Source organism: Peribacillus sp. FSL K6-5616, from assembly GCF_038008245.1.
In the GTDB taxonomy this organism is placed as follows: Bacteria; Bacillota; Bacilli; order Bacillales; family DSM-1321; genus Peribacillus; species Peribacillus frigoritolerans.
The window spans coordinates 3,783,484-3,809,916 of the sequence record NZ_JBBOYT010000001.1 but is presented as its reverse complement, the minus strand read 5'-3'; the positions used below and the strand labels follow the sequence as shown (position 1 = coordinate 3,809,916).

Below are 26,433 nucleotides of genomic sequence, written 5' to 3'. Positions count from 1 at the left end.
ATCGAATGACTAGACAACTAATTTTAGAACGGGCCGTTAAAGAAATCAAAGATGGGATGTGTGTGAATTTAGGGATTGGAATGCCGACCTTGATTGCCAACATGATACCAAATGACTTTAATGTCATGCTTCAATCGGAAAATGGCTTACTCGGAATCGGGCCTTATCCCCAAAAGGATCAAGTTGATCCGGATTTGATCAATGCAGGAAAAGAAACGGTAACGGCAAAAGCGGGGGCATCATTTTTTGATAGCGCTGAATCATTCGCGATGATTCGCGGCGGCCACATTGATCTAGCCATTTTAGGCGGGATGGAAGTTTCCGAGAATGGGGACTTGGCAAACTGGATGATTCCAGGGAAGATGGTAAAAGGGATGGGAGGAGCGATGGACCTCGTCCAAGGCGCAAAACGAATTGTTGTCATCATGGACCATGTGAACAAGCACGGGGAATCCAAAGTGAAAAAAAGCTGTACATTGCCATTGACGGGAGAAAAAGTCGTCCATTGCCTGATTACCGAACTGGCCGTTTTTCAATTTACAGACGCTGGCATGGAATTGATTGAATTGCAAAATGGCGTAACACTTGATGAAGTGAAAAGTAAAACAGAGGCTGACTTTACAATAAGCCCCTCTATTGAAATCAAAGCGTAAGGTTAAGAGATTAATAAAATAATACATGATTAGACGGCTTTCATTCGCAAACGGGCGAACGGAAGCCGTCTAATTTTTTTGGGGAAATTCCATTTCTATTAATGAAGGAACGACAGGCCTTTTCACCTCAGTTATCAATACTTGGCAGACAGTCGGCGGAAAGGGAGCGGATTTCTGAAGGAGGGGATGTGTAAGGATTTCCACTCCAGGCACTCGCTTTCCGCGGGCGGTCTGGGAGCCTCCTCGGCTCTCGCCTGCGGGGTCTCCCTTGGCCACGCCTTTCCCGCAGGAGTCTCGTACCTTCCGTTCCAATCAACTGGAACTTCTAATATTCAAATCACTTTACAGTATAAATGTTAAGGTGTCCTTATATTTCATTATTAGGTTCATATTTGTTGCTTCCAGGAAGTTTTTTGATCTTATTCCAGGCTTCAATTGCTTCTGCACGACTTTTACCTTGATTTTCCGGATCAGCAAAGAAGTCACTAGTGAATGGATTGTATTCAATTGAGGTGCAATCTTTTTCTTGAATGTGGGGTCTTTCTTTCGTTCTTCTTCCTCATATCAAGCATCTACAACATCACGATACGTTTTTCCTTCGTTACTTTTAAAGTAGTTTTGAATATATGTTGAAAAATGAAATTTAGGGATAACAGTCTTGAAAAAGGCTCTCACATCTTGACTACAACGATGGTTTTCTGTAATGACTGTATCAAGGCTTAAATGTACTTGAGGTTCAACCGTCCTATTGATTTTTGTTTTTCTAATAGGATTTTTTATCTCTCCTGACCGAAGAAATGTTTCAATCCTATGGGAAATTTCTATCTTTGAACCAGTAGAACTTATCCCGTTTTCCCTGCAAAACGTTTGCAATTCCTCTTTCAACCAATAGAAATCTTTGAAACTCTCAATGCTAGTATCTTTTGATAGATTAGGTCTCAAACAAAACACTTCCTTAAATTCTATTATATACCATTATAGAACGGATGTTCTTGTTATTCAAAACAACAAATTCCAAAACAACAATTTACGAAAAAAAAGCCTTTAGAAAAAAACACAGTCGGCTCATCTTGAAACATGTTGAAGACTAGATTATTCTTCATGTTTTTATACTGTAACCCTTAATGGATGGAAGAAATTTGCGACACTCCTGCCGAGTAACTGGCTAGCCGAGACCCCGGAGACGCTTGCGTCGAGGAGGCTTGGCAGGCAGTCGGCGGAAAGGGAGCGGATTTCTGAAATCAGCAGGAACGTTTATTAAGAAAAAACTGTAGGTTACTCTGAACTGCCCCGTAAATGTTAGACACCAAACTAACATTTACGGGGTGTTTTTTATGGCTAATTTTTCTGCCGAAAAACTGGCTAGCCGAGACCCCGCAGCCGTTTACCTGCTAGGAGGCTTGGCAGACAGTCGGCGGAAAAAGGATCGGATAAATAACATATCACTTCTATTCTCTAATAAATGAGAACGAACAAACTTTTCCAATTCTGCTACTTTTCCGTTAAAAAGTCTTATATAAACTTTGATGGGAACTTAAAAGGAGGGATGACAGTGAAAGTAGCATTACGGACATTATTGGAGCGATCAGTGAAAAAGATGGGCAAAGGGATGAATCCTGTTGTGAAGGCAGCAGCATTGGAAATGGTGGAACGTGCTTATAATGAAGGAATCACGGTACAGATAAGTGCAGGTTACCGCTCTTTGGAAGAACAAGCCACCCTTTTTGGTCAAGGACGAGTTTACAGCTACAAAGGAAAAAACTATAGTAATCTAGCTAAACCGATTGTGACGAACGCTAAGCCAGGGCAATCCTATCATAATTATGGACTGGCTATTGACTTCTTCATTGTGAGTGATGATGGCAGGAGAGCGATATGGACAGTTAATTCAAAATGGCAGCGAGTGGCTGCCATAGGTAAGGGGTTAGGATTTAAATGGGGCGGGGATTGGAGTTCATTCAAGGATTACCCCCACTTGGAGATGACAGGCGGGTTATCTTATACACAGTTACAAGCTGGAAATGAACCCCGCCTACCCTTCAAATTAGAAAAAAGGGAAATGCAGAAAACCGGCAAAGGAGATAATCCTATCATTTCGATTCAACAAACGTTAAATGGCCGATATGAAACGAATATTGAGTGTGATGGGTTTTATGGCCCCAAAACTCGAACGGCCCTTATAATAGGTTTACAAATAGAATTGAATAAGCAATTCAATAAAAAGCTTGTTGTCGATGGAAAATGGGGGCCTAAAACGAAGAATGCCACCATCACAATAAAAAAAGGAGCTAGCTGCAATATCACATGGATCCTGCAAGCAGCGTTATATATGGAAGGTTTTAACCCCGGTACTCTTGACGGAGAATTCGGGGGAAAAACCGAGGCGGCATTATTCAAATACCAGAAAGCAAGTAAGATTTCCGCTGATAAGCTTGCAGGCAAAGTAACATGGAATGAATTGTTTGCTTGATGGAAAATCCATACCGTTAGCGGAAAGTAAAGCTGTGCAGGAGCGCATCAACTACCTTTTCCTCATTACTTATACTTCCACTCAAATAGTAATGATGGATTGCAAAGTTCTTAATATTCCTTTGGAGTACGTACCTGTCGCTATTTTAGTATGAGCTTCCTTTGCTTCTTGGGTTGCATTCCCTACAAGGTAACCATGTTTAACACTTTTTAACATGAGCAGATCATTGCCGCTATCCCCGAAAGCAAAGGCATGCTCCCGATTCAGCCCGAATTTGTCTAGCATAAAACGGACAATCTCATTTTTTCCAGTGCCTAATGGAATGAAGTCTATATCATAACTATCTTCAGGATCGCCGGCAAGGGGATTGCAACGATTGATATTTACCCCTATCCCGTACTCTTTGGCCACCCTCTGGATGGTAGCTAAATTCTTCTTGTCGACGGATTCATGTTGTATTTGATAATAATAATTTCTTTTGTAGCGTGAACTTCCCATTTGAGTCTGAGGAATCAAGGGTATATTGCCGTTAAGTAGAACATTATAAATTTTATCGACTTTCCCCTTATTAAATTCTTCGATATTAATCTGCGAATGCCAATCAGGATCACTTTCCAAAAAGTTATTTTCCGAGAAATAGGTGATTTCGGTGCCTAAGTCGCTGGCAATAAAATGCGGGAAAAACCTGAATCCACCTTGTTCCATTTTATGTAATATTGATTCGATACTACTCCCAGTGACCCAGCCAAAGACAAGTCCTTCATCCATGCTTTTTGCTTCTAAGTAATTTTCAAGCTCATATACATCTTCCTGTCTCTCGTGACTCATGGAATGAGGATAATAGGTCTCATCGAAATCACAGAATACAATATATTTTGGGTCTTCAACCTTTGGCAATAACTGAAACCCGCCCTTTTTATTCAAAAACATAACAATCCCTCCATTCGCTAAAATATAACTTTTTAAAAATACAACTCAGAAAAATTTTGTTAATATATTAGGAACGGTTTAATCATAACTTCTGAAATCGATAACATGTCAACCACTTATTACAAGGATGGGATTAAATGACGAGAATTAGCGAGATAGCCAAGATATGTAATGTCTCTAAAACAACGGTATCCAGAGTCTTAAATAATCATCCATATGTATCGAAAGAAAAAAGGGAACAAATCTTAAAGGTCATGGAAGAGCTTGATTATGCACCAAGTTCACTAGCCCGGAATTTTAGGACAAATAAAACCCAAACCATTGCAATATCAGTCCCAAGTTTCGATCATCCATTCTTTGCCCAATTGGTTAAAGGAGTATCTCTAGCAGCATTGGAAAATGATTATAAGGTTCTTATTTTTCAAACCTTTTATGATGCGAAAAATGAATTGGATGTTATGGGGAAATTAAAGAATAGAGAAGTAGATGGGGTTATTTTAGGAGCGTTAGAAAATGAATGGAATGTAATCAAGCCTTATTTGAAATACGGCCCAATTTTACTGTGTAATGAATACCATCATTCCGCTTCTATACCGATTATCGGATATGACGAATTCGAAGCGACATACAAAGCTGTTAATCATTTAATAGAAAAAGGCCATAGGAAAATAGGTTTCTGCTACGATACTTCTTATAGTCAGGCCCAGGGTCAAAGAAAAGAGGGGTTTTTAAAAGCTTTAGCGGATCATGATTTACTGCATAATGACGATTGGATATTTGGACATGGATTTAGTATTGAAGATGGATTCCGTATTTGTGATGAAATAGTAAAATTAAAAGAAAAACCTACTGCCTTATTTACTGGAAATGACCAGGTAGCAGCAGGAATTATCAAAAAGGCAACTGCGTTGGGCTACAAAATTCCGGAATGCCTAGCCATAGTTGGTTATGATAATCAATCTATTTGCCAAGTCACAACCCCTACCATAACCACAATCGATATACCGATTATGGAACTAGGGCAACGCACTGTAATAGAATTGATAAAATATTTAAATGAAGATTTGAAATTAAAGCGCGACATTATTAAATTGCCTACAGAACTTAAAATCAGAGAATCGACCTAACCTTCATAAAGATATAAAAGCTCCATATTCAGTTCATTATCCTTTCAGACAGACACTAAAGAAATTCTAAGGGATGCAATCGGCCCTGCCTCGGGAATAATTCTTCCTACCCCGGGAATAATCTGACCAACCCCCAGAATGATTCGACTTTCCCGGGAAATAATTCACCTAAACCCAACATAATTCGACTTACCACGGTATGATCCTACCTGTACACAAATCCGCTATTCATCTAAAGTATTCATCCTAGTTCCAGGCACCAATCATTGCATTTCATAAAGCTCCCTGGCGGGTATTCGAATTCACATTCGGAGATGAGATTGAAGCCGAGCTTGCGGCAAATTGCGTTAGATGCAGGATTAGTGATCGAAGGGAATGCGTGAATGTATTTGTAATTTCGTTCGGCTTTGATTTTCTCTATCACTGCCTTCACGGCATGAGATGCGATTCCTTTTCCTTGAAAGGAAGGGAGGACGCTCCAACCGATTTCGTAAACGAATTCATCGTTCCGCACTTTTTGCCAGTAGCCAACGGAACCGGCTGCCTTTGCCTCTGGAAACGGGATGATGCTAAACATGCATCCCTTATCACCAATCTGTAGATACCGCTGATGACGCTTCAGGATTTGTTCATTACTTTCTGGTCCGCCAAGATGTTCCATCATTTCTGGAGCATTTAGTTGAAATAGTAATGGAAGGTCTTTATCTTCCCACGGTTTAATTTCCAATCTAGTTTCCGAAATCCGACTCACCCCTGAATTTTATATTTTCTCTTATAATCTTCTTGGCTTAATGCGAGATTCCTTTATTTGACCTTATTATTCTATTACCTTTGTACTGAAGTTTGATTTAAATTAGAATAAAGAGATGAATGTTTCCCATTAAATGCTATAATTTACAGGTGATTCTATCAAATGACAGAGAACGGAGATGAAGAAATGAAATCTTCAGTAAATCAGTTTTCCACTCAATTTGAATGGATATTGAATGTGATCAATGTGGGTGTCCATATTGTGAATAAAGATGGGGATACGGTTTTTTACAATGAAATGATGGCGCATATCGACGGGCTGGATCGGGAGCAGGTGCTGGGGGAGAATATTTTTCAGCTTTATCCTTCATTGACTGATGAATCCAGTACGCTGCATGTAGCCTTGGAAAAAGGCAATGAAACGATTGAGTCCATTCAAACATATGTCAATTTAAAGGAGAAAAAAATAACGTCGATCAATAGTACGTATCCTTTGTATGAGGATGGTGAAATTATTGGGGCAGTGGAAATCGCAAAGGATATTACGAAGGTCATGAATATGTATGACCAAATTGTCGATTTGCGTTCCCAGCTGGCCGAGACGCATAGGAAAAATAAGTTTTCTGAAGGGACGGCGACCTATCATTTTAGTGATTTGATCGGCAATAGCCCTGCTTTTAAGCAAGCGATTTCCTTGGCGAAAAAAGCGGCCCGTACACATTCCCCAGTCATGATTTATGGACCAACAGGGACAGGGAAGGAACTGGTCGCGCAAAGTATACATAATGTAAGTGCTCAGCGAAATCAGCCTTTCATCGCGCAAAACTGTGCGGCCGTTCCAAAGGAATTGATGGAGGGGCTGCTGTTCGGCACGACGAAAGGGGCTTTTACCGGAGCGATGGATCGCATGGGCATTTTTGAGCAGGCAAATGGCGGTACTCTTTTCCTTGATGAGCTGAATAGCCTCGACCTCGGTCTGCAGGCAAAATTGCTGCGGGTGCTTCAGGAAGGTGAAGTGCGCCGTGTTGGAGGTTCGAAGGAGCAAAAGATTAATGTGAAGATCATTGCTGCGATGAACATTTCTCCGGAAGAGGCGTTGGAGCGGGGAATCATTCGTTCGGATTTGTTTTTTCGCCTCAATGTCGTAACGATCCAGATGCCTTCTCTTTCCGAGCGTAAAACGGATATTCCGGAAATCGTCAATCACTTTATTCAAAAATTCAACAAATCATTTTTTACGGAAGTGCGCGGGATCAGTCAAAAGGCGATGCAGCGGCTTCTTCAATATCCATGGCCCGGGAACATTCGTGAACTGGGGCATGCCATCGAGTTAACCTTTAACGTCATGGACGCTGGAGAAGATATGATTGATGAACATCATCTTCCTGCTTATCTTTTCCCTTCAGGAAATTATGCTGCAGCAAATGCGCAGAGCCAGCCTTCCCCATTGAAAAACAGGATTGATTTACCTGTCGTTCTTGAAGAAATGGAAAGGGAAATGATCATCAATATGTTCGAGAAATATAACGGGAATATCAGCAAAACGGCAGAAGCCCTCAATATTAAAAGGCAGGGACTGCAATATAAGTTAAACAAGTACGGCATTGAAAAAGTTTATACGGCAGGGTCGAAGGAAACCAAGTGAATTCAGTTTTTTTTGGAAACGCTGTCACTGTCATATCATGATGTAATCTAAAGAGACTTTCAGAATGTAGACAAGCTCGATGAAAATCGAGTTCGTCTACATTTTTTTTGCTTGTACAATTTGGACGTTGATTGGAACGTAGGGCACTCGCTTTCCGCGGGCGGTCCTCCCTCGGCGCACTTGCGCCTGTGGGGACTCCCTTGGACTCGCTATTCCCGCAGGAGTCTCGAACGCCCGCTCCAATCAACTATGTTTAAAAATTTGGATAGAACTCCTTTTGTCTACAAACTGGGGGGCTCTTGTGTAAAGAGAGCCTCTTTTTTTATTGCTTGGCGCAAAGAATCTGGCTGCAAAAAATTATGCATAATGAAAAATATCTTGCGATTTTAAGCTCGGTTTACCCCCTTTTGCTTATGATTTCCTTGTTATCAATGTTGGCATCATTCTTGCGAGAGTATATAGATAAGTTCTAATAATAAGGGGGCATTATTAATGAATTTGATGGGAATGGATGTAAAACATAAAGAATACCTAGGTGGACGCAGGCATTATAATGATATCGAATTGTGGAAGGATGTAACGGAAGAGCAGTGGAATGATTGGATCTGGCAATTGACCAATACGATTAAATCACTGGATGATCTGAAAAAGGTCGTCAACCTGACACCGGAAGAAGAGGAAGGAGTCCGGATTTCGACTCAAACGATTCCGTTGAACATTACGCCTTATTATGCTTCATTGATGAATCCCGATGATCCTCGCTGTCCGATTCGTTTACAGTCTGTACCGCTTTCGGCAGAAATGAACAAGACTAGATATGATTTGGAGGATCCGCTGCATGAGGATGAGGATTCCCCTGTTCCAGGATTGACGCATCGTTATCCGGATCGCGTTCTATTCCTTGTAACGAACCAATGTTCCATGTACTGCAGATATTGTACGCGACGCCGTTTTTCGGGTCAGGTTGGCATGGGTGTTCCCAAGAAGCAGCTTGACGGGGCGATTGAATATATCCGGAACACTCCCGAAGTGAGGGACGTCCTGATCTCTGGCGGTGACGGACTGTTGATCAATGATAAGATCCTTGAATACGTATTGAGTAACCTACGCGCCATCCCGCATGTGGAAATCATCCGGATCGGCACACGTGCACCGGTCGTTTTCCCGCAGAGGATTACAGAAAATTTATGTAATATTCTGAAAAAATACCATCCGGTTTGGCTGAATACGCATTTCAATCATTCACTTGAACTGACGGATGAAGCGAAAAAAGCATGTGATATGCTCTCGATGGCAGGGGTGCCGCTTGGTAATCAGGCAGTCATCCTCGCTGGTATCAACGATAGTGTCCATATCATGAAAAAGCTTATGCATGACTGTGTTAAAGCAAGGGTAAGACCTTATTACATTTATCAATGTGATCTATCTGAAGGGATTGGCCATTTCCGGGCGCCGGTTTCAAAAGGACTGGAAATCATTGAAGCGCTGCGCGGCCATACATCAGGATATGCAGTGCCAACCTTTGTGGTGGATGCTCCTGGCGGCGGCGGAAAGATTGCCTTGACTCCGAATTACCTCCTTTCGCAAAGTCCGGATAAAGTCGTTTTACGGAACTTTGAAGGAGTAATCACAAGCTATCCGGAGCCGAAGAACTATGTTGCCGGCAGTGCGGATGCTTACTTCGATGAAGTGTATGGTACTGCGGATAGGAAAGAAGCCGTCGGGATTTCCGCGCTCATGACGGATGAGAAATTCAACTTGGTGCCAGAGGGCCTTCGTCGTCTTGACAAGAGAAAAGCGTATGAAAGCACTGATGAACATGCTTCCTTGAAGGATCGCCGTGATAAACGGGATGAAATGAAGGAAAAATTAAGGTTGGCCCAAGAAAAAAAGAATGCCTTGGCCGCTAGCGGTTCGGTGAAATCTGATGGCAAGGAGGAATGAAGATGGACTGCTTATGGTGCAATACCCCAAACGTGGAAGAAAGCGAAAAGAAGGATTGTTACTGGATCATGCCTGACGGGAAACGCTCAATAAAAGTCCTTCAAGTTCCGGCCATAAACTGTCCTGAATGCGGAATCTATGTGTCTGATTCGATGAATCAAAAGGTTGATGAAGCCTTATCCATATATGATGTGAGTGAATATCCTGATGAGTTTACGTATGAACAGCTTCTTCAGGCACCTGTCAAAAAATTATTCAATTGGAAATAGAATGCCGGGAGAAGTGGATGATAGGCATCTCTTCTCCCGAATTCTTTAAATAAGGGGGATACATGATGCCTGTTCAAAAGCTGCCTTTTTTCACCCAAATGGAGACCGGGGATTGTTATACGATGGAGCTCTATCATGATCATGCCAATCAGCGCTTACGCATGGATGATTATCGGGGAAATATCAAAAAAGCGATCGATCGGGCCCTTGCCATCGCAAAGGAGCAGGGCTTTACAAAAGTGATACTTAAAGCAAGGAATGAAGATTTATCAGCGGCGTTGGGTCAAGGATTCATGCTGGAAGGAATATTAAGCAAGTATTTCAAAGGGAATGATGCCTATTGCATGGCCTTCTATTTAACGGATGAAAGGCGGACTAGCGACTTTTGGGTCAAGGAAGATATGGTCATCCAAGATGTAACCACAGTTCCTAGACCGATTGCATCCCAGCAAATCCCTGACGGTTATATCCTCCGGTCTGCTACGGAGAAAGATGCACAAGAGCTGGCGAAGCTATATGGTGCCATTTTTGAAACCTACCCTACACCGATGAATGATGAACGATATATCAAGAAAGTGATGGAGGAAGGGACGATCTTTAGTGTTATCGAATATGAAGGAACCATCGTGAGTGCTGCATCCGCTGAAGTGAATGGGATGTATCATAATGCTGAGATAACGGACTGTGCAACAATTCCCCAGCATCGAAAGCATGGTTTCATGAAGGTGCTCATCTCCGCATTGGAACAAGAATTGTACAGGAAAAACATTTATTGCTCTTATTCATTGGCCCGTTCATTGTCAATGGGCATGAACGCCGTCTTTCATCAGCTGGGATATGAATATGGCGGCAGATTAACGAAGAATTGCAATATTTGGGATAAGTATGAGGACATGAATATTTGGGGTAAAGATTTATCCCTCAAGTAGGAGGATTTTCTATGGCTAAATACACATGGGTTGATAAAGAAACGTGCATTGCGTGCGGGGCGTGCGGTTCAACAGGTCCTGAGATTTATGACTATGACGATCAAGGGATCGCTTTCGTCATCCTGGACGATAATCAGGGAATTGCCGAAGTTCCTGAAATCCTGCATGATGACATGCAAGATGCCATGGAAGGCTGCCCTACGGAATCCATCCTGATTCAGGATGAGCCTTTTAGTCTTTTAAGAACGTAATAGATTAATAGATAATGTGTACGAATGTTAAAAGGAGAGATGAAATGGAACGAAATCATTTGATTAAGCCTACTTTAGATCAGGACTATCCCACTATCTCTCATGGGAATGGAATTTATCTTTATGATACAGATGGAAAACAGTATATAGACGGCTCATCAGGAGCGGTCACGGCAAGTATTGGACATGGTGTATTGGATATTGTCGAGGCCATGACGGAGCAGGCCCGCAAGGTTTCTTTTGCATATAGGTCTCATTTTACGAGTGGAGCCGCAGAGGCATTGGCCAAAAAGCTAAGTGAGTTGGCTCCAGGGGATCTGAATTGGTCATTTTTTGTGAACAGTGGATCGGAAGCGACCGAAACGGCAATGAAGATCGCGATTCAACATTGGCAAGAAAAAGGGTTTGAGAGAAAAAATCGCATAATCTCCAGGTGGACCAGTTATCACGGGATCACGATGGGCGCTTTATCGATGTCAGGCCATGTACCAAGAAGAAAACGTTTTGTGCCGCTATTGGAGGATTTTCCTAGCATATCTGCTCCTTATTGCTATCGCTGTCCTCATAATAATGAAACTTCAGGATGCAAGCTTAATTGTGCAGATGAACTGGAGACAGCCATTCAAAGGGTCGGCTCCGAGAATATCGCAGCCTTCATCGCAGAACCGATAATCGGGGCATCCGCTGGTGCTGTAACACCGCCGGATGGCTACTATCAAAGGATTAAGGAAATCTGCGAAACCTATGACATTCTTTTTATCGCCGATGAGGTAATGACGGGAATCGGCAGGACAGGAAAAATGTTCGCAATGGAACACTGGGGAGTCACCCCGGATATCATCGCATTGGGTAAAGGAATGAGCGCCGGGTATACTCCAATCGCAGCCACGATGATTACTGACCGTGTCATGGAGCCGATTTTAAAAGGCTCGAAATCTATCATGGCTGGACACACATATAGTGCAAACCCTCTATCGGCAGCCATTTCACTGGAAGTGCTTTCCTACATTGAGCGCAATGACCTGGTTCGGGCAGCGGAAGAGAAAGGTCAATATCTGTTTAAGAAGCTGCAAGGCTTGGCTGAGAAATTCGACATCATCGGTGATGTTAGAGGGAAAGGGCTTCTCCTTGGACTTGAGTTTGTCTCAGATCGGGTGTCAAAAACGCCATTCGACTTGCAAATCGGCCTGACTCCAAGGCTTGTCAACAAGGCTTTTGCGAAGGGGTTGATAATCTATCCTGCTGCAGGTGCGATTGAAGGAATCGCTGGTGATGCGGTTATCATATCTCCGCCATTAATCATTACGAATGAAGAAATCGATCGCCTCGTCAAGATACTGGAAGCTTCCCTCGAAGAGTTGCAGCAAGAATTGCACGCGGAAGGTTTGATTGAAGACATGCAGGCTATTTAGGAGGAACGGTATGAAGCAGGTCATTACGAAGAAAAACAAAATTGTGACCATGGAAGAAGCGCTGGAGCATATTTCCGATGGATGCACACTCATGTATGGCGGATTTGGCGGAGTGGGGACTCCTCCGACGCTTGTACAGGGTATCCTTGACAAGGGTGTTAAGGAATTGACCTTGATTGGCAATGATACTGGATTCCCTGATATCGGCATTGGCCGGCTTGTGACTGCGGAAAGGGCAAAGAAAGTGATCGCCTCGCATATCGGATCCAATCCTAATGCCGGCAAGCTCATGACTGAAGGTAAGCTGCAAGTCGAATTTTCACCGCAGGGTACATTAGCCGAACGGATTCGTGCCGGCGGTGTAGGCTTAGGCGGGATTTTTGTCGATGTCGGAATTGGTACGATAGCCGGAGAAGGCAAGGGCAAGATTGTGATAGAAGGAAAAGAATATTTGGTGGAAACCGCTTTGACGGCAGAGGTCAGCATCGTCCATGCCAAAAAGGCCGATTCACTTGGGAATTTAGTGTACGACAAGACTGCATGTAATTTCAATCCGCTGGTAGCGATGGCAGGGGCCTTCACGATTGCGGAAGTGGAGGAAATCGTTCCTGCAGGCGAATTGGATCCGGAATGTATTGCCACACCAGGCATTTATGTAGATATGGTGATTCCGACAAAAGGGGTGAATTGGAAATGGGCATGGCAGTAGATGTACGAAATCGCATCGCGAAACGCGCCGCCAAGGAAATCCATGACGGATTGATCGTCAATTTAGGCATCGGCATCCCTACCTTGGTGGCAGATCATATTCTTCAAGATAACCATGTGCTGTTCCATGCGGAAAATGGAGTTCTCGGTACGGGTCCAAGTCCTGATCCCGGAAAAGAAGATCCTGCCCTCTGTAATGCGGGAGGTTTCCCGATCACCACTGTAATGGGAGCTTCTTACTTTGACAGTGCAACGGCATTTGGGATGATCAGGAAAGGATACATCGACATCACCATCCTTGGGGCCCTGGAAGTCAGTGAAAAAGGGGATTTGGCGAATTGGATCGTCCCAGGAAAGCGGGTGCCGGGTATGGGCGGGGCAATGGAGCTTGCCCAGAAAGCCAAAAAGGTGATCGTCCTGATGAATCACGTGAATAAGCAGGGTGAATCTAAGATCTTGAAGACATGTACGCTGCCATTGACGGCAAGAAAGAGTGTGGATTTAATCATTACGGATATGGCTGTCATGGAAGTTACAGAAGAGGGATTGGTGCTTAAGGAAGTCATGGCGCCATATACCGTGGATGATGTGATAAGGAATACAGAGGCATCATTGAAAATCCATGCTGCCGTCAACACCATTGAATAGGTAAGAGGAGGAAAAAAGCTTGAATGAGGTTGTCATCGTTGCTGGGGCGCGAACTGCAGTTGGATCCTTTGGAAAATCACTCAGGAATGTTAAAGCTACCGAATTGGGCCGTCAAGTATTGGAAGGTTTAATGGAGAATTCCGGTTTGGGTAAAGAAAAAGTCAATGAAGTGATTTTCGGACACGGCTATGTCCACGGAGGCGGACTTAACTCGGCAAGAATTTCGTCGCAGCTGGCATGTTTCCCACACAGTGTCCCAGGACACGTTGTAATCAAAGCATGTGGATCAGGTTTAAAGGCCATTACCAACGCCGCTTTAACTATCGCTGCTGGTCAAGAAGACGTCATTATTGCCGGCGGAGTGGAGAGCATGAGCAATGTGCCTTATATCGTGAAAAATAGATGGGGCGGTAAATTTGGAAACTTAACGATGGAGGATGCTCTGCTGGCAGATGGATTAATATGTTCCTTGGAAAATGAACATATGGGAATCACTGCCGAGCGCTTGGCTGAAAAATATGGTATCCGTCGTGAAGAACAGGATCAATTTGCTTATCAAAGCCACAAGAAGGCTTGGAAAGCTATAGAAGAGGGTCGCTTTAATAGAGAAATTATTTCGCTTAAAATCAAGGATCGAAAAGGGTTTCAAATCTTCAACCATGACGAAGGGGTACGCGAGGACATTCATCTAGATCAACTAGCCAATCTTCAGGCAGTATTCAAAAATGAAGGAACCATTACGGCAGGAAATGCCTGTCCTATGAATGATGGGGCTGCAGCTGTACTTTTAATGTCCAAGCAGCAAGCAGAAGAAAAGGGATTAAAACCGCTCTTGAAAATAAAGGCTTTTGCCAGTGCGGGAGTTGAACCTGGAGTTATGGGGATTGGACCAGTACCCGCTACTCGAAAGGCATTGGAAAAAGCAGGTCTATCGTTAGGGGATATCGGACTGATTGAACTTAATGAAGCATTTGCTGCCCAAGCACTTGCAGTGATCAAGGAGTTAGATTTGAATCCGGATATTGTCAATGTCAATGGGGGGGCAATTGCACTTGGTCACCCTGTAGGAGCAACAGGTGCAAAATTGACAGTCACACTGATGCATGAAATGTTGCGTTCACAAGTTAAGTACGGAATGGTAACGTTGTGTATGGCAGGCGGAATGGGACTTTCAGTAATCTATGAGAATATGTGTAATTAAGGAGGATAATCGTGCCGGATATACAAAAACGGATAAACCAATGGATCAAGGATCATCGGGAAGAAGGAACGAACCTATTGCAAAAAATGGTACAAGCCCCGAGTACACAAGGAAATGAAGCGGGGGCACAGGCCATCGTCGCCCAAAAGCTGCAGGAAATGGGTTTGCAGATCGATAGTTGGGAACCAGACGGCAGCGAGCTGAAAAAGCATTCTTATTTCTATTCTCCGCGCAGTGAATTTTCCAACAGCCCCAATGTGGTGGGTATCATGAAAGGGACTGGGGGCGGACGTTCCATCATCTTGAACGGACACATCGATGTCGTTCCGGACGGAGACCGAGATCAGTGGGACGACGACCCATATAGCGGAGCGATTAAGAATGGAAGAATGTTTGGACGCGGCGTAACCGATATGAAGGGTGGAAATGTATCGCTGATCCTGGCGATGCAGGCTTTGAAGGAAAATGGCATCCAATTAAAAGGAGATGTCATATTTCAAAGTGTAATTGAAGAAGAAAGCGGCGGTGCCGGAACATTAGCGGCTGTCCTTAGAGGGTATAAAGCCGATGCCGCCTTGATTCCTGAACCGACGAATATGAGGATCTTCCCGAAACAGCAGGGTTCGATGTGGTTCCGAATCCATGTTAAAGGCCGGTCAGCCCATGGAGGAACAAGGTATGAAGGCGTTAGTGCGATTGAAAAAAGCATGACTGTCATCAATCATATTCGTGCCTTGGAAGAAAAGCGAAATGCACGTATCAGTGATCCGCTATATCAGAATACGCCCATTCCGATTCCAATCAATCTAGGTGTCATTGAAGGCGGTAATTGGCCGTCATCCGTTCCCGACCTTGTGAAAGTCGAAGGAAGGATGGGGGTTGCGCCGGAAGAAACGATGGAGCAGGCGAAAGACGAAATGGCTGCCTGGTTATTGAAGCTCGGGGAAGCGGACCAATGGTTCAAGGAAAACCCGCCCGTATTGGAATGGTTCGGGGCACGCTGGGTTCCAGGGTCAATTGATGTCGAGCACGAACTGATGAATGCACTTGTTCATCAATATCGGCAAGTTGCCGGACAGGACCCGGTCATTGAAGCCTCCCCATGGGGAACGGATGGGGGATTGCTGACACATGTCGGTGAAACGCCAGCTATCGTTTTCGGACCAGGAGTAACCGAGGTTGCCCACTATCCAAATGAATACATCCTGCTTGACAACGTGTTCTCCACAGCCGAAATCATTGCGCTTACTCTAATTCAATGGTGTGGAATGGAGACTGAGCAGGATGGGGTCACCCAATCCGGGACTAGGGAGACGATACTAGGAAATGGCAATTAAACTGGATGGCATCCCAGCAAGTGAAGCGAACGATTAAGTCTTTCACAAAGCGGTTGTTAAAAAACTCTTTTATTCTTGAACTTTTAACTTTAAAAGAAAATGAGGTAGGAACCTTATGGACATGAATCTCATTGATAATGAAGAACCGACAGTTAAAAGGAATCCCATTGATAATCAAGAACCGACAGTTAAAAGGCAACTGAAAGCAAGACATATGACCATGATTGCCATTGGCGGTTCAATAGGAACCGGATTATTCCTGGCGAGCGGGGCAACCATCCAGAGCGCAGGGCCCGGCGGTGCCCTCGCTGCCTATGCCTGCATTGGGATCATGGTTTATTTCCTGATGACGAGCTTAGGGGAAATGGCGACATATATGCCTGTGTCGGGATCCTTTTCCACCTATGCCACACGCTTTGTTGATCCCGCATTCGGCTTTGCACTTGGCTGGAATTATTGGTTTAACTGGGCAGTCACCCTTGCCGTGGAAATAGCTGCAGCAGCCATCATCATGAAATTCTGGCTACCTGATGTACCCAGCCTGATATGGAGTGCCTTATTTCTTGGAATCGTCTTCACCCTCAACGCCCTATCCATTAAAAGCTATGGTGAATCTGAATATTGGTTTGCACTAATAAAAGTCATTGCCATCATTTGCTTCATCATTATTGGTTTATTGACCATATTGGGGATTTTTGGCGGAAAGGTGATCGGATTTGAAAACTTCACCATGGATGAGGCACCATTCAAGGGAGGATTCTTATCGATCATCTCAATCTTTCTAATCGCGGGATTTTCTTTTCAAGGCACAGAACTGGTTGGTATTGCTGCCGGGGAAAGTGAAGAACCCGAAAAAAATGTTCCGAATGCAATCCGCCAAGTATTTTGGCGCATCCTATTATTTTACATCGGGGCCATCCTGATACTTGGTCTCTTAATACCGTATACGAGTCCAAGCTTGTTGAACGGAAATGTCGAAAACATTTCTGTAAGCCCTTTCACGCTTGTCTTTGAACGGGCAGGGCTGGCATTCGCTGCATCCGTCATGAATGCAGTCGTGTTAACCTCCTTACTGTCCGCCGGGAACTCGGGGCTATATGCATCAACGCGGATGTTATGGTCGATGGCAAAAGATCATCAAGCTCCCAAATTCCTGGCCAAAGTCAACCGCAGGGGGATCCCGATGAATGCCTTGATCATGACATCCTTAATTGGAGGATTCGCCTTCTTGACCTCCATTTTCGGGGACCATGTATTTACATGGCTATTGAACGCATCCGGGCTGACTGGCTTCATCGCCTGGATTGGAATCGCCATAAGCCATTATCGCTTTAGACGTGCCTATGTTGCACAGGGTGGTGACCTAAACGAACTGAAATATAAAGCAAAATGGTTTCCATTCGGTCCGATTCTTTCATTCACCCTGTGCATGCTCGTCATAGCAGGACAGAACTATGGCGCATTCCTAAGCGGCAGCATCGACTGGTATGGCGTCGCCGTCTCCTATATCGGATTACCGATATTCCTGGTAGTCTGGTTAGGATACAAGATTTATCACAAGACCAAATTAATAGCATTGAAAGATTGTCAATTCGATAAATCAGATGTGGCTTGATACCAATGGAAAAAACCTGAGCTCCCCTTTGGGGACTCAGGTCAGACTGTAGACAAACTCGATGAAAATCGAGTTTGTCTATTTTTTATGGCTTGTACAATTTGGACGTTGATTTCCACTCCAGGCACTCGCTTTCCGCGGGCGGTCGGGGAGCCTCCTCGGCTTTCGCCTGCGGGGTCTCCCCTAGACGCGCTTTTCCCGCAGGAGTCTCGTACCTTCCGTTCCAATCAACTTTGTCTTACCTTTTAGATAGAACACTTTTGCCTGGAGTCATGTTTGTTTTAAAATAGAAGTATTAAAACTTGAGGTGATGAGGATGCTTTCTAAACATGATTCTATTCAGCGAGATCAACTTGAAATGATTACTTTAGATCAATTGGTGCCACCGAACCATTTGGTTCGTAAAATGGAGGCTGCCATTGACTTCACTTTCATTTATGACTTGGTGAAAGATATGTATTCAGAGGTAGGACGCCCAAGTATTGATCCAGTTATTTTAGTTAAACTGACTTTCATTCAATATACCTTCGGTATTCGTTCCATGCGTAAAACGATTGAAGAAGTTGAAACCAATATGGCTTACCGTTGGTTCTTAGGCTATGGTTTCCATGATAAAGTACCTCATTTCTCTACGTTCGGGAAAAATTATGAGCGACGCTTCAAAGATACAGATCTGTTTGAACAGATTTTCTATCGCATTTTAATGACAGCTGCTAATAAAAAGTTAATAAGTGCTGAACACGTTTTCGTGGATTCCACACATGTGAAAGCCAGTGCGAATAAACGGAAATTTGAAAAGAAAATCGTTCGTAAAGAAACACGAGCGTATCAAGGACGTCTTCAAGAAGAAATCAATCAAGATCGTGAAAACCATGGAAAAAAGCCTTTTCCACCAGATAAATTTGATAAAGAAGAGACCAAAGAGATTAAAGAAAGTACAACGGATTCTGAGAGTGGCTACTATGTGAAAGATGAACGAACAAAACAGTTTGCCTATTCATTCCACGCGGCCGCAGACCGCAACGGTTTTGTATTGGGAACGATTGTAACACCTGGAAATACACATGACAGTCAGATCTTAGAGCCACTAGTTGAACAAGTGATTGAGAAAGTTGGAAAACCGGAAGCCGTTGCCGCAGATGCAGCTTATAAAACACCAGCGATTACAAGCTACCTATTTAACAAAGAAATCATACCGGCTTTACCTTATACACGTCCTCGCACCAAAGAAGGATTTTTCCGCAAACAGGACTATGTATACGATGAACATTTTGATTGTTACCTTTGCCCTTCGGGCGAAACTTTAAAGTACTCAACAACAAATAAAGAGGGCTATCGCGAGTACAAATCGCCAAAACAAATTTGTACAACATGCTCATTTTTATCTCGGTGTACAGAAAGCAAAGACTGTCAAAAAGTGGTGACACGGCATATCTGGCAAACACATGTGGAAGAAGCAGATCATCTGCGTCATCATCAAGATGTAAAACCTATATATGCAAAACGTAAAGAAACGATTGAGCGTGTATTCGCAGATGCAAAAGAAAAGCATGGTATGCGTTGGACTACTTTAAGGGGACTTAAAAAATTGTCGATGCAGGCGATGCTTACTTTCGCTGCCATTAATTTAAAGAAGATGGCCAATTGGACATGGCAAGGTCCAAAAATGGCCTAACATAGTGGGCTCGTAGAGCCCCAATCTCTAAACTTTAGGCGAAAATTCAAAGGGAATTTCAAAAGGGGTTCAGAATTTTTTAATTCCGAACCCCTTTTGTCTACAAACTGACCTGAGCTCCCCTTTGGGGACTCAGGTTTTTTTTATGAAGATTTGTATCGAAATCGAAATATATCTGCGAAAATAGGAATATATCTGCGAAAATAGAAATATATCTTCGAAAACCGGAATATATCTGCGGAAATCGAATTATATCTGCGAAACGGCATTTATTTCATCTTAAATCATTTTTTAAAGCTGAATAATTGGGGAAGTGGTGCAATATTATGCTATGTACGATTATACTGTGGATGAAAGGAAACTGATGATGAAAGAGGCGTTTCGCGGTTCTGGAATTGGAGTCATTTTCATGGCGGTCTTCGGAACACTGTGGGCGGGTACCGGTGTAATGGGATTGCAGGGGTGGGGGTTTCCCTACGTGGAACTCGCAGCCATATTCGTGGGAATCATCATGGTTATCGTTGGCATTTCATTAATACATGCATCACAAAAAATGTCCAATCAAGTTTCAGATGATGGGGCAAGACGTCTTAAGCGTATCGGATTTTTGTTTAATATGGTCTTCATTGCCGAAGGTTTACTGATTGGGATTGCCATTGCCATCTGTAACTTGATCAATCAGACCGATCTTATACCGGGAGTCATCGCCATTATTGTAGGGATTCATTTTTTACCATTGGCGTCACTTTTCCAAATCAAGGTTTATTATGCAACAGGTGTGCTTCTCTGTTTATTGGCGCTTATTACATGGCTGATAGTGCCAGATACCGTCATGGTTGGGGAGCATCAAATCCTTGCACCGTTATCATTGCTCGGCTTTGGATGCGCGCTAATACTCTGGACCACTGGACTTACGCTATGGCTTGGAATAAAGAATTCAAGCCGAAGGATAACCGATGAAGAATGAATCAATGAAAAAACCCGTCATGGTGAACGGGTTTTTTTCATTTAATTTTTCATCCAGGTCAAGAGCCTGACAATTTGAAATGGTTCATTCCAAACGAGAATGAAACTAAAAAGAAAGAATGCAGCCACAGCCAAAAATTTCGACATTCCTCTTTCATTTTTATACATGGCCCCTAAGCTGCATAACAAACCAATTAGCAACGCACCGAATCCTGAAATCATAAGCAGCTCGGACGCTTTTGAAAAAGCTAGGGAACAGGAAAATGATAGGATACCAATCACTGCAAATACGATTGACCAATTGCTTAAACGTTTCATAGAGACTCCTTTTTTACTAATTATACCAATTTGGTGTTGGTGATGAAATGAAAAAAATTGAGGTTGTCACTTATGGGAATATATTGTAATATATATAACAATATAAAATTTTAGAAGCATTGATAAGGACATGAATCATTTTTACGGTCTGCAGAGAGGGAAGGGCAGCTGCGAACTTCCTGGCTTAGGAAACTGATTTACCGCCTTTGAGCCATATCGGTGAACAAGAGTAACTGATATCGTCTAAGCTGCGTTACAGCTCCAGAGCCATGAGTGTTTTTTGCTTATGGGAAATTGGGTGGAATCACGGGTAAACGCACTCGTCCCTTACATAGGGATGGGTGCGTTTTTTATTATTATAATTATTGCCATGATAAGGACATGAATCATTTTTACGGTCTGCAGAGAGGGAAGGGTAGCTGCGAACTTCCTGGCTTAGGAAACTGATTTACCGCCTTTGAGCTATATCGGTGAACAAAAGTAACCGATATCGTCTAAGCTGCGTTACAAGCACCAGAGCCATGAGTGCTTTTTGCTTATGGGAAATTGGGTGGAACCACGGGTAAACGCACTCGTCCCTTGCATAGGGATGTGTGCGTTTTTTTCTATATAAAAATATGGCGATGATAAGGACATGAATCATTTTTACGGTCTGCAGAGAGGGAGGCAGCTGCGAACTTCCTGGCTTAGGAAACTGATTTACCGCCTTTGAGCTATATCGGTGAACAAAAAGTAACTGATATCGTCTAAGCTGCGTTACAAGCTCCAGAGCCATGAGTGTTTTTTGCTTATGGGAAATTGGGTGGAACCACGGGTAAACGCACTCGTCCCTTGCATAGGGATGTGTGCGTTTTTTTATTATTAAAAAGGGGTGTTTATGTGATGGGTGAAAAAATGATTAAAGTACAATTCCCGGATGGGCAGCAAAAGGAGTATCCGCAAGGGATCACAGTGGAAAGTGTGGCAAGCTCAATCAGCTCAAGTTTAAGGAAAAAGGCAGTAGTTGGAAAACTGGATAAGCAACTGGTTGATCTAAGTCACAAGCTTAATAAGGATGGCGAACTGTCGATCTTGACTCTCGATTCGGATGAAGGATTACAAGTATTACGGCATACAGTGGCGCATGTTTTGGCACAGGCTGTAAAAAGATTATACAAAAATGTGGAATTAGGGATGGGACCAGTCGTGGAAGACGGTTTTTACTATGACTTTAAGTTAGACCATCCTTTGAGCTCAGAAGATCTGCAAGCCATTGAAAAAGAGATGGAACATATCATAAGTGAAAATCTGGAGATTAAAAGGATCGAAGTGTCATATGAAGAAGCTGTGAAGTTATTCGAGGGCAGAGGGGAGTCATTCAAGTTGGATATAGCCAAGAACATCCCCAATGGTGAAAAATTAACGCTCTATCAACAGGGGGAATTCATCGATCTTTGCAGAGGGCCGCACCTTCCATCCACATCATTTGTAAAATCATTCAGATTGACTCGTGTATCTGGTGCCTATTGGCGGGGAGACAATCAAAATGAAGTTCTCCAAAGGGTGTATGGCGTGGCTTTTCGAAAGAACAAGGATTTACAGGATCATTTTAAATTCCTGGAAGAAGCGGCCAAACGCGATCACCGTAAATTAGGGAAGCAGTTGGAGTTATTCATGTTTTCGGAGGAAGCCCCTGGAATGCCATTTTATTTACCGAAAGGACAAATCGTTAGAAATGAATTGGAGAATTTCTCGCGGGAGATTCAGACTGAAGCTGATTACGACGAAGTTCGGACTCCTTTCATGATGAACCAGCGGTTATGGGAACAATCGGGCCACTGGGATCATTATCACGAGAATATGTACTTCACTGAGGTGGATCAAACAAAATTCGCGATGAAGCCAATGAACTGTCCGGGTCATATGCTTATATTCAAAAACAGTCTTTATTCTTACAGGGATTTACCCATCCGGATGGCCGAATTCGGTCAAGTCCACCGGCATGAATATAGCGGTGCATTGAACGGGATGCTGCGTGTCCGTACATTTTGTCAGGATGATGCCCACATCTATGTACGGCAGGATCAAATCGAAAGTGAAATTAAACAAGTGTTTCATCTGATCGATAAGGTGTATCGCACTTTTGGATTCGAGTATTCCGTGGAGCTCTCGACTCGTCCGGAGGATTCAATGGGCGATGAATCCCTTTGGGAAGCTTCTGAAACAGCCCTGAAAAATGTTCTGGAAAGCATCGGGATACAATATCAAGTAAATGAAGGGGACGGGGCATTTTATGGACCGAAAATTGATTTTCATATTAAAGATGCATTAAAACGAAGCCACCAATGTGCAACAATCCAACTTGATTTTCAAATGCCCGACAAATTTGATCTGACTTACATCGATGAAAATAATGAAAAAGTCCGTCCGGTCGTCATTCATCGTGCCATCTTTGGATCGATCGATCGATTTTTTGGAATCCTCATAGAACATTTTGGCGGTGCTTTCCCAGTATGGCTCGCCCCGGTGCAAGTACAGATCATCCCTGTCTCACAAGTTCATCTGGATTATTGTTTACAGGTTCAAAAAGCACTGAAGAATCAAGGCATAAGAGTGAAAATCGATGATCGGAATGAAAAGCTGGGGTATAAAGTCAGGGAAGCACAGATGGGGAAAATCCCATATATGCTGGTCCTCGGAGATAAAGAAGAAAAAGAAAATGAAGTAAATGTCCGGAAATACGGGGAACAAGAAGTTGAAAATGTCGCGATAGAAACATTCATCAAGAAAATGGTCCAGCAAATAAAAGAACGCAGCATCTAACAAGAAAGCAGCTTAAATTGGAACTCACTAGTAAAAGGCCGGAATTCACGAGTAAAAGCGAGAAAATCACGAGTAAAGAGCAATTCACGAGTAAAAGCGAGAAAATCACGAGTAAAAGGCCGGAATTCACGAGTAAAAGCGAGAAATTCACGAGTAAAAGCGAGAAACTCACGAGTAAAAGGCCGGAACTCACGAGTAAAAGCGAGAAACTCACGAGTAAAAGCCTGAAACTCACGAGTAAATGGAATAAAAAAATGACAGCCGAATAAATCGGCTGTTTCTTTTTATCTACAAATCCATACCCAGCCAACACCCGGAATGAACTGCTGAAAACAGTTACCCCCCGGGCCGCCTTGTCCACCGCCTTGACCGCACCCTGTCCGCTGCCATCGGCAGGGCAGGTTAATCCTAGGTATTGTAATCCAACTATATCTGTATGATGTACCTCATTTGGTATGCCATCTTCGAGTATCTGTACCATTCCAGTTAGTATTATTTATCCCCATTAAAATAAAGGTGTGCTGGGTGTTACCCCAAAAACCTCTGAAGCAATGACCTTGCCGGCCTGCGTTTAAATGGCTCTAAATAGTGGCTACTGGAACCAGTGTTTGTACTGGCAGCCTGTCATCATAATAAGGCAAATTAGCAAAAGAATTATCGTAATAATATGGAGCAGTATAATATGGAACTTTATAAGGGTAATAGCCGTAATTATACATTCAAGAAATCCTCCCTTTGTGTTTACCCTTACAGGCTATGAACAATGAGGGTTAAGTGTCCGACATGGACAAAGAAGGATAATAAAATAGGCGACTTATTTTATATGAAAATTTATTCAAATTCACGAGTTAATGCTCGACTTCTTATGTAAATAAAACCTTGGCTGCCTGGATGGCAAAGTATAGGCCGATCCCTATAAGGGATATCCCCGAAATGATCGAGATGCCCATTAGAATGGGTTTGGATAAAAAGCGTCTGAAGGTGCTGGCGATGATGGCCATTATGAAATCCCAGGTTAAGAGGCCGATAAGGATTCCTGAGCTGTACAAAAGTAAATCATCCATATCATATTTGGAAGCGGAGTTTGCGAGAATGGATCCGTAAATCCCCAGCCAAAACAATATGGATAAGGGATTCGAAAGGGACATGATGAATCCTGTCAGGAATGAAGAAAAAAGGGAATCTTTCGCTTTTCGTGCATTCACTTCAATCTTGCCTGCACTTAGCAGACTTTCGATTCCGGTATAGGTCAGGACGAAAAATCCAAAAAGCCATAAAAATGTCTTCATGAAGGAGTTGTCCAAAAAGTGGACGACACCGAAAAAGACGAGGGCTATAAAAACAAAATCCGCTAAAATGGCACCCCAGCCAAATACCCAGGCATGCCAAAAACCCTTCTTGATTCCTTTGTCCAATTGAGCAGCGTTTATGGGACCGATAGGAGCCGCCAGTGATAAACCTAATAATACAAAGCTGAAAAAAACACCCAATTCATCACCTCATCGTTTATACATCTTCGCTTATTTGAATGTATTCAAACATTTGGACTTGTACCACCTTTTTAGTCCTATTTTTTAAGTTTAGTCCGCCTTGTCTGACCTGGTATTTTTGTAACAACACAGAAAACTCCTTCATAATGTAATTTAGTCAAATGGAAAACGCCTATTTTAGTGCATGCGCTATTCAAAGCGGAATTGGAGGAGAATTATGCCTGAATTATCAATGCCGAATAAATATAAAACAATTCTTGATATCATGCATACTGATATTGCAATAAATGAAATGAAGGATCATTTTGAAGAAGGACTTTCAAATGCGTTAAACCTTATTAAAGTATCAGCCCCTTTCGTTTTACATGAAGGTAATGGTATCAATGACAATTTAAATGGTGTGGAGCGGATTCTTACCTTTGATGCTCTGGATATTAAGAATAAACATATAGAAGTGGTTCAATCTTTGGCAAAGTGGAAAAGAATCACTCTTTCAAGGTATGGTTTGGCTTGTGATGAAGGCATTTACACAAATATGAATGCAATAAGACGTGATGAAAAACTGGATAATTTACACTCGTTATTTGTGGATCAATGGGACTGGGAGAAAGTCATAACGAAAGAACAACGTAACGTGGATACATTAATATCCGAAGTGAAAAAAATATATAGTGCCATTAAATCGACCGAACGTTATATGTTTGAATTCCATCATCTGCTTACGCCTGTGTTACCTGAGGACATTCACTTCATTACGACCCAGGAGTTGGAGGATTTATACCCGGATCTTACTCCGAAGGAAAGAGAGAACGTGACAGCGAAGAAATATGGTGCAATTTTCATTATGAAAATTGGCGGAGCGTTACATTCGGGAGAAAAGCATGATGGACGTTCACCGGATTATGATGATTGGGATCTAAATGGAGATATCGTTTTATGGAACCCACTCTTGGAATGTGCTTTTGAGGTTTCTTCAATGGGCATTCGAGTAGATGAAAAGTCATTGTTAAAACAATTAAGATTATCCAAAAACGAAAATCGTAAGGTACTCAATTATCATAAGGCCGTATTGGAAGGAAAGCTTCCGTATTCAATAGGCGGGGGAATAGGGCAATCCAGATTATGCATGTTTTTGTTGAAGAAAGCACATATTGGCGAGGTTCAAGTTTCGGTATGGAATGACCAAATAATAGAGGAATGTGAAAAAAGGAATATTATTCTTTTATAAAGCCGAAAGCGGGAAACCCATTTTTAAACAGAATGGTTAGACTGTAGGCAAAAGGAGTTCCAACA

Annotated in this window: 23 protein-coding genes, 1 pseudogene and 3 other annotated features; of the genes and pseudogenes, 18 read left to right on the top strand and 6 right to left on the bottom strand. The window is 42.9% G+C overall.

Annotated elements, in window-relative coordinates; translation table 11 throughout:
- Positions 1-5: 5 nt before the first annotated feature.
- Entirely contained in the window at positions 6-653 is a 648-nt protein-coding gene (locus tag MHB45_RS18320; protein ID WP_048685380.1) for a 3-oxoacid CoA-transferase subunit B, read from the top strand.
- 367 nt (positions 654-1,020) lie between these two features.
- On the opposite strand, the pseudogene MHB45_RS18315 reads toward MHB45_RS18320, so the two are convergent.
- Positions 1,021-1,595: pseudogene (locus MHB45_RS18315) on the bottom strand (DUF6434 domain-containing protein).
- Positions 1,596-2,205: 610 nt separating this feature from the next.
- On the opposite strand from MHB45_RS18315, the gene MHB45_RS18310 reads away from it, so the two are divergent.
- Positions 2,206-3,123, top strand: coding sequence for a M15 family metallopeptidase (locus tag MHB45_RS18310; protein ID WP_072273474.1), 918 nt, complete (start codon positions 2,206-2,208; stop codon positions 3,121-3,123).
- An 81-nt stretch (positions 3,124-3,204) separates the two neighbouring features.
- Here MHB45_RS18310 and MHB45_RS18305 read toward each other — a convergent pair whose 3' ends face one another.
- Positions 3,205-4,053: an HAD-IIB family hydrolase gene (locus MHB45_RS18305; RefSeq protein WP_072273473.1), complete on the bottom strand. Its 849-nt coding sequence runs from the start codon at positions 4,051-4,053 to the stop codon at positions 3,205-3,207.
- 137 nt (positions 4,054-4,190) lie between these two features.
- Between MHB45_RS18305 and MHB45_RS18300 the strand changes: the two genes are divergently transcribed.
- The gene (locus MHB45_RS18300; protein ID WP_072273472.1) at positions 4,191-5,180 is read left to right on the top strand and encodes a LacI family DNA-binding transcriptional regulator; all 990 of its coding nucleotides are present in this window, start codon (positions 4,191-4,193) and stop codon (positions 5,178-5,180) included.
- A 241-nt stretch (positions 5,181-5,421) separates the two neighbouring features.
- On the opposite strand, the gene MHB45_RS18295 is transcribed toward MHB45_RS18300, so the two are convergent.
- Positions 5,422-5,907, bottom strand: a complete 486-nt coding sequence (locus tag MHB45_RS18295) for a GNAT family N-acetyltransferase (protein ID WP_207117981.1) — start codon at positions 5,905-5,907, stop codon at positions 5,422-5,424.
- A gap of 186 nt (positions 5,908-6,093) precedes the next feature.
- Between MHB45_RS18295 and MHB45_RS18290 the strand changes: the two genes are divergently transcribed.
- The 13 genes from MHB45_RS18290 to MHB45_RS18230 all read left to right on the top strand — a co-directional run bounded on the left by MHB45_RS18290 (position 6,094) and on the right by MHB45_RS18230 (position 20,531).
- Positions 6,094-7,575 (top strand): sigma-54 interaction domain-containing protein, encoded by a 1,482-nt coding sequence (locus MHB45_RS18290; protein ID WP_226990542.1) that lies wholly within the window; start codon positions 6,094-6,096, stop codon positions 7,573-7,575.
- A 507-nt stretch (positions 7,576-8,082) separates the two neighbouring features.
- Complete coding sequence (gene ablA / locus MHB45_RS18285) at positions 8,083-9,519, top strand: lysine 2,3-aminomutase (protein ID WP_048688615.1); 1,437 nt, start codon at positions 8,083-8,085, stop codon at positions 9,517-9,519.
- A gap of 2 nt (positions 9,520-9,521) precedes the next feature.
- Positions 9,522-9,788 carry a YokU family protein gene (locus MHB45_RS18280; protein WP_048688594.1) on the top strand — a complete coding sequence of 89 codons (267 nt, stop codon included), beginning with the start codon at positions 9,522-9,524 and terminating at the stop codon, positions 9,786-9,788.
- Positions 9,789-9,853: 65 nt separating this feature from the next.
- Positions 9,854-10,717, top strand: coding sequence for a putative beta-lysine N-acetyltransferase (ablB, locus tag MHB45_RS18275; RefSeq protein WP_081088698.1), 864 nt, complete (start codon positions 9,854-9,856; stop codon positions 10,715-10,717).
- A gap of 11 nt (positions 10,718-10,728) precedes the next feature.
- Complete coding sequence (locus MHB45_RS18270; protein WP_063594590.1) at positions 10,729-10,968, top strand: ferredoxin; 240 nt, start codon at positions 10,729-10,731, stop codon at positions 10,966-10,968.
- A gap of 44 nt (positions 10,969-11,012) precedes the next feature.
- Positions 11,013-12,380, top strand: a complete 1,368-nt coding sequence (locus MHB45_RS18265) for an aspartate aminotransferase family protein (RefSeq protein WP_072273470.1) — start codon at positions 11,013-11,015, stop codon at positions 12,378-12,380.
- Between the two features lie 10 nt (positions 12,381-12,390).
- Complete coding sequence (locus MHB45_RS18260) at positions 12,391-13,089, top strand: CoA transferase subunit A (RefSeq protein ID WP_072273469.1); 699 nt, start codon at positions 12,391-12,393, stop codon at positions 13,087-13,089.
- Complete coding sequence (locus MHB45_RS18255; RefSeq protein WP_072273468.1) at positions 13,074-13,736, top strand: 3-oxoacid CoA-transferase subunit B; 663 nt, start codon at positions 13,074-13,076, stop codon at positions 13,734-13,736. Before MHB45_RS18260 ends, MHB45_RS18255 begins: the two co-directional genes overlap by 16 nt.
- A gap of 19 nt (positions 13,737-13,755) precedes the next feature.
- Positions 13,756-14,937: a thiolase family protein gene (locus MHB45_RS18250; protein WP_072273467.1), complete on the top strand. Its 1,182-nt coding sequence runs from the start codon at positions 13,756-13,758 to the stop codon at positions 14,935-14,937.
- An 11-nt stretch (positions 14,938-14,948) separates the two neighbouring features.
- Positions 14,949-16,274: a peptidase gene (locus tag MHB45_RS18245; protein ID WP_072273466.1), complete on the top strand. Its 1,326-nt coding sequence runs from the start codon at positions 14,949-14,951 to the stop codon at positions 16,272-16,274.
- Between the two features lie 121 nt (positions 16,275-16,395).
- Positions 16,396-17,889, top strand: coding sequence for an amino acid permease (locus MHB45_RS18240; protein WP_072273840.1), 1,494 nt, complete (start codon positions 16,396-16,398; stop codon positions 17,887-17,889).
- A gap of 316 nt (positions 17,890-18,205) precedes the next feature.
- Positions 18,206-19,564 carry an IS1182 family transposase gene (locus tag MHB45_RS18235; protein WP_072272405.1) on the top strand — a complete coding sequence of 453 codons (1,359 nt, stop codon included), beginning with the start codon at positions 18,206-18,208 and terminating at the stop codon, positions 19,562-19,564.
- Positions 19,565-19,880: 316 nt separating this feature from the next.
- The gene (locus MHB45_RS18230; RefSeq protein WP_253349834.1) at positions 19,881-20,531 is read left to right on the top strand and encodes a DUF7010 family protein; all 651 of its coding nucleotides are present in this window, start codon (positions 19,881-19,883) and stop codon (positions 20,529-20,531) included.
- A gap of 41 nt (positions 20,532-20,572) precedes the next feature.
- On the opposite strand, the gene MHB45_RS18225 is transcribed toward MHB45_RS18230, so the two are convergent.
- On the bottom strand, positions 20,573-20,848 hold the full coding sequence (locus MHB45_RS18225; RefSeq protein WP_048688608.1) for a hypothetical protein: 276 nt from the start codon (positions 20,846-20,848) through the stop codon (positions 20,573-20,575).
- Between the two features lie 110 nt (positions 20,849-20,958).
- Positions 20,959-21,179, top strand: a binding site (T-box leader).
- 30 nt (positions 21,180-21,209) lie between these two features.
- Positions 21,210-21,431 (top strand) — a binding site (T-box leader).
- A 31-nt stretch (positions 21,432-21,462) separates the two neighbouring features.
- Positions 21,463-21,683 (top strand) — a binding site (T-box leader).
- 59 nt (positions 21,684-21,742) lie between these two features.
- On the opposite strand from MHB45_RS18225, the gene thrS reads away from it, so the two are divergent.
- Positions 21,743-23,650 (top strand): threonine--tRNA ligase, encoded by a 1,908-nt coding sequence (gene thrS / locus MHB45_RS18220; RefSeq protein ID WP_397330573.1) that lies wholly within the window; start codon positions 21,743-21,745, stop codon positions 23,648-23,650.
- On the opposite strand, the gene MHB45_RS18215 is transcribed toward thrS, so the two are convergent.
- Both MHB45_RS18215 and MHB45_RS18210 read right to left on the bottom strand, forming a co-directional pair.
- Positions 23,610-24,131: a hypothetical protein gene (locus MHB45_RS18215; protein WP_340908029.1), complete on the bottom strand. Its 522-nt coding sequence runs from the start codon at positions 24,129-24,131 to the stop codon at positions 23,610-23,612. The two genes, thrS and MHB45_RS18215, sit on opposite strands and share 41 nt — an antisense overlap.
- Before the next feature lie 382 nt (positions 24,132-24,513).
- Positions 24,514-25,140 carry a LysE family transporter gene (locus tag MHB45_RS18210; RefSeq protein WP_048689402.1) on the bottom strand — a complete coding sequence of 209 codons (627 nt, stop codon included), beginning with the start codon at positions 25,138-25,140 and terminating at the stop codon, positions 24,514-24,516.
- Between the two features lie 232 nt (positions 25,141-25,372).
- Between MHB45_RS18210 and asnA the strand changes: the two genes are divergently transcribed.
- Positions 25,373-26,368, top strand: a complete 996-nt coding sequence (asnA, locus tag MHB45_RS18205) for an aspartate--ammonia ligase (RefSeq protein WP_237766650.1) — start codon at positions 25,373-25,375, stop codon at positions 26,366-26,368.
- Positions 26,369-26,433 lie beyond the last annotated feature (65 nt).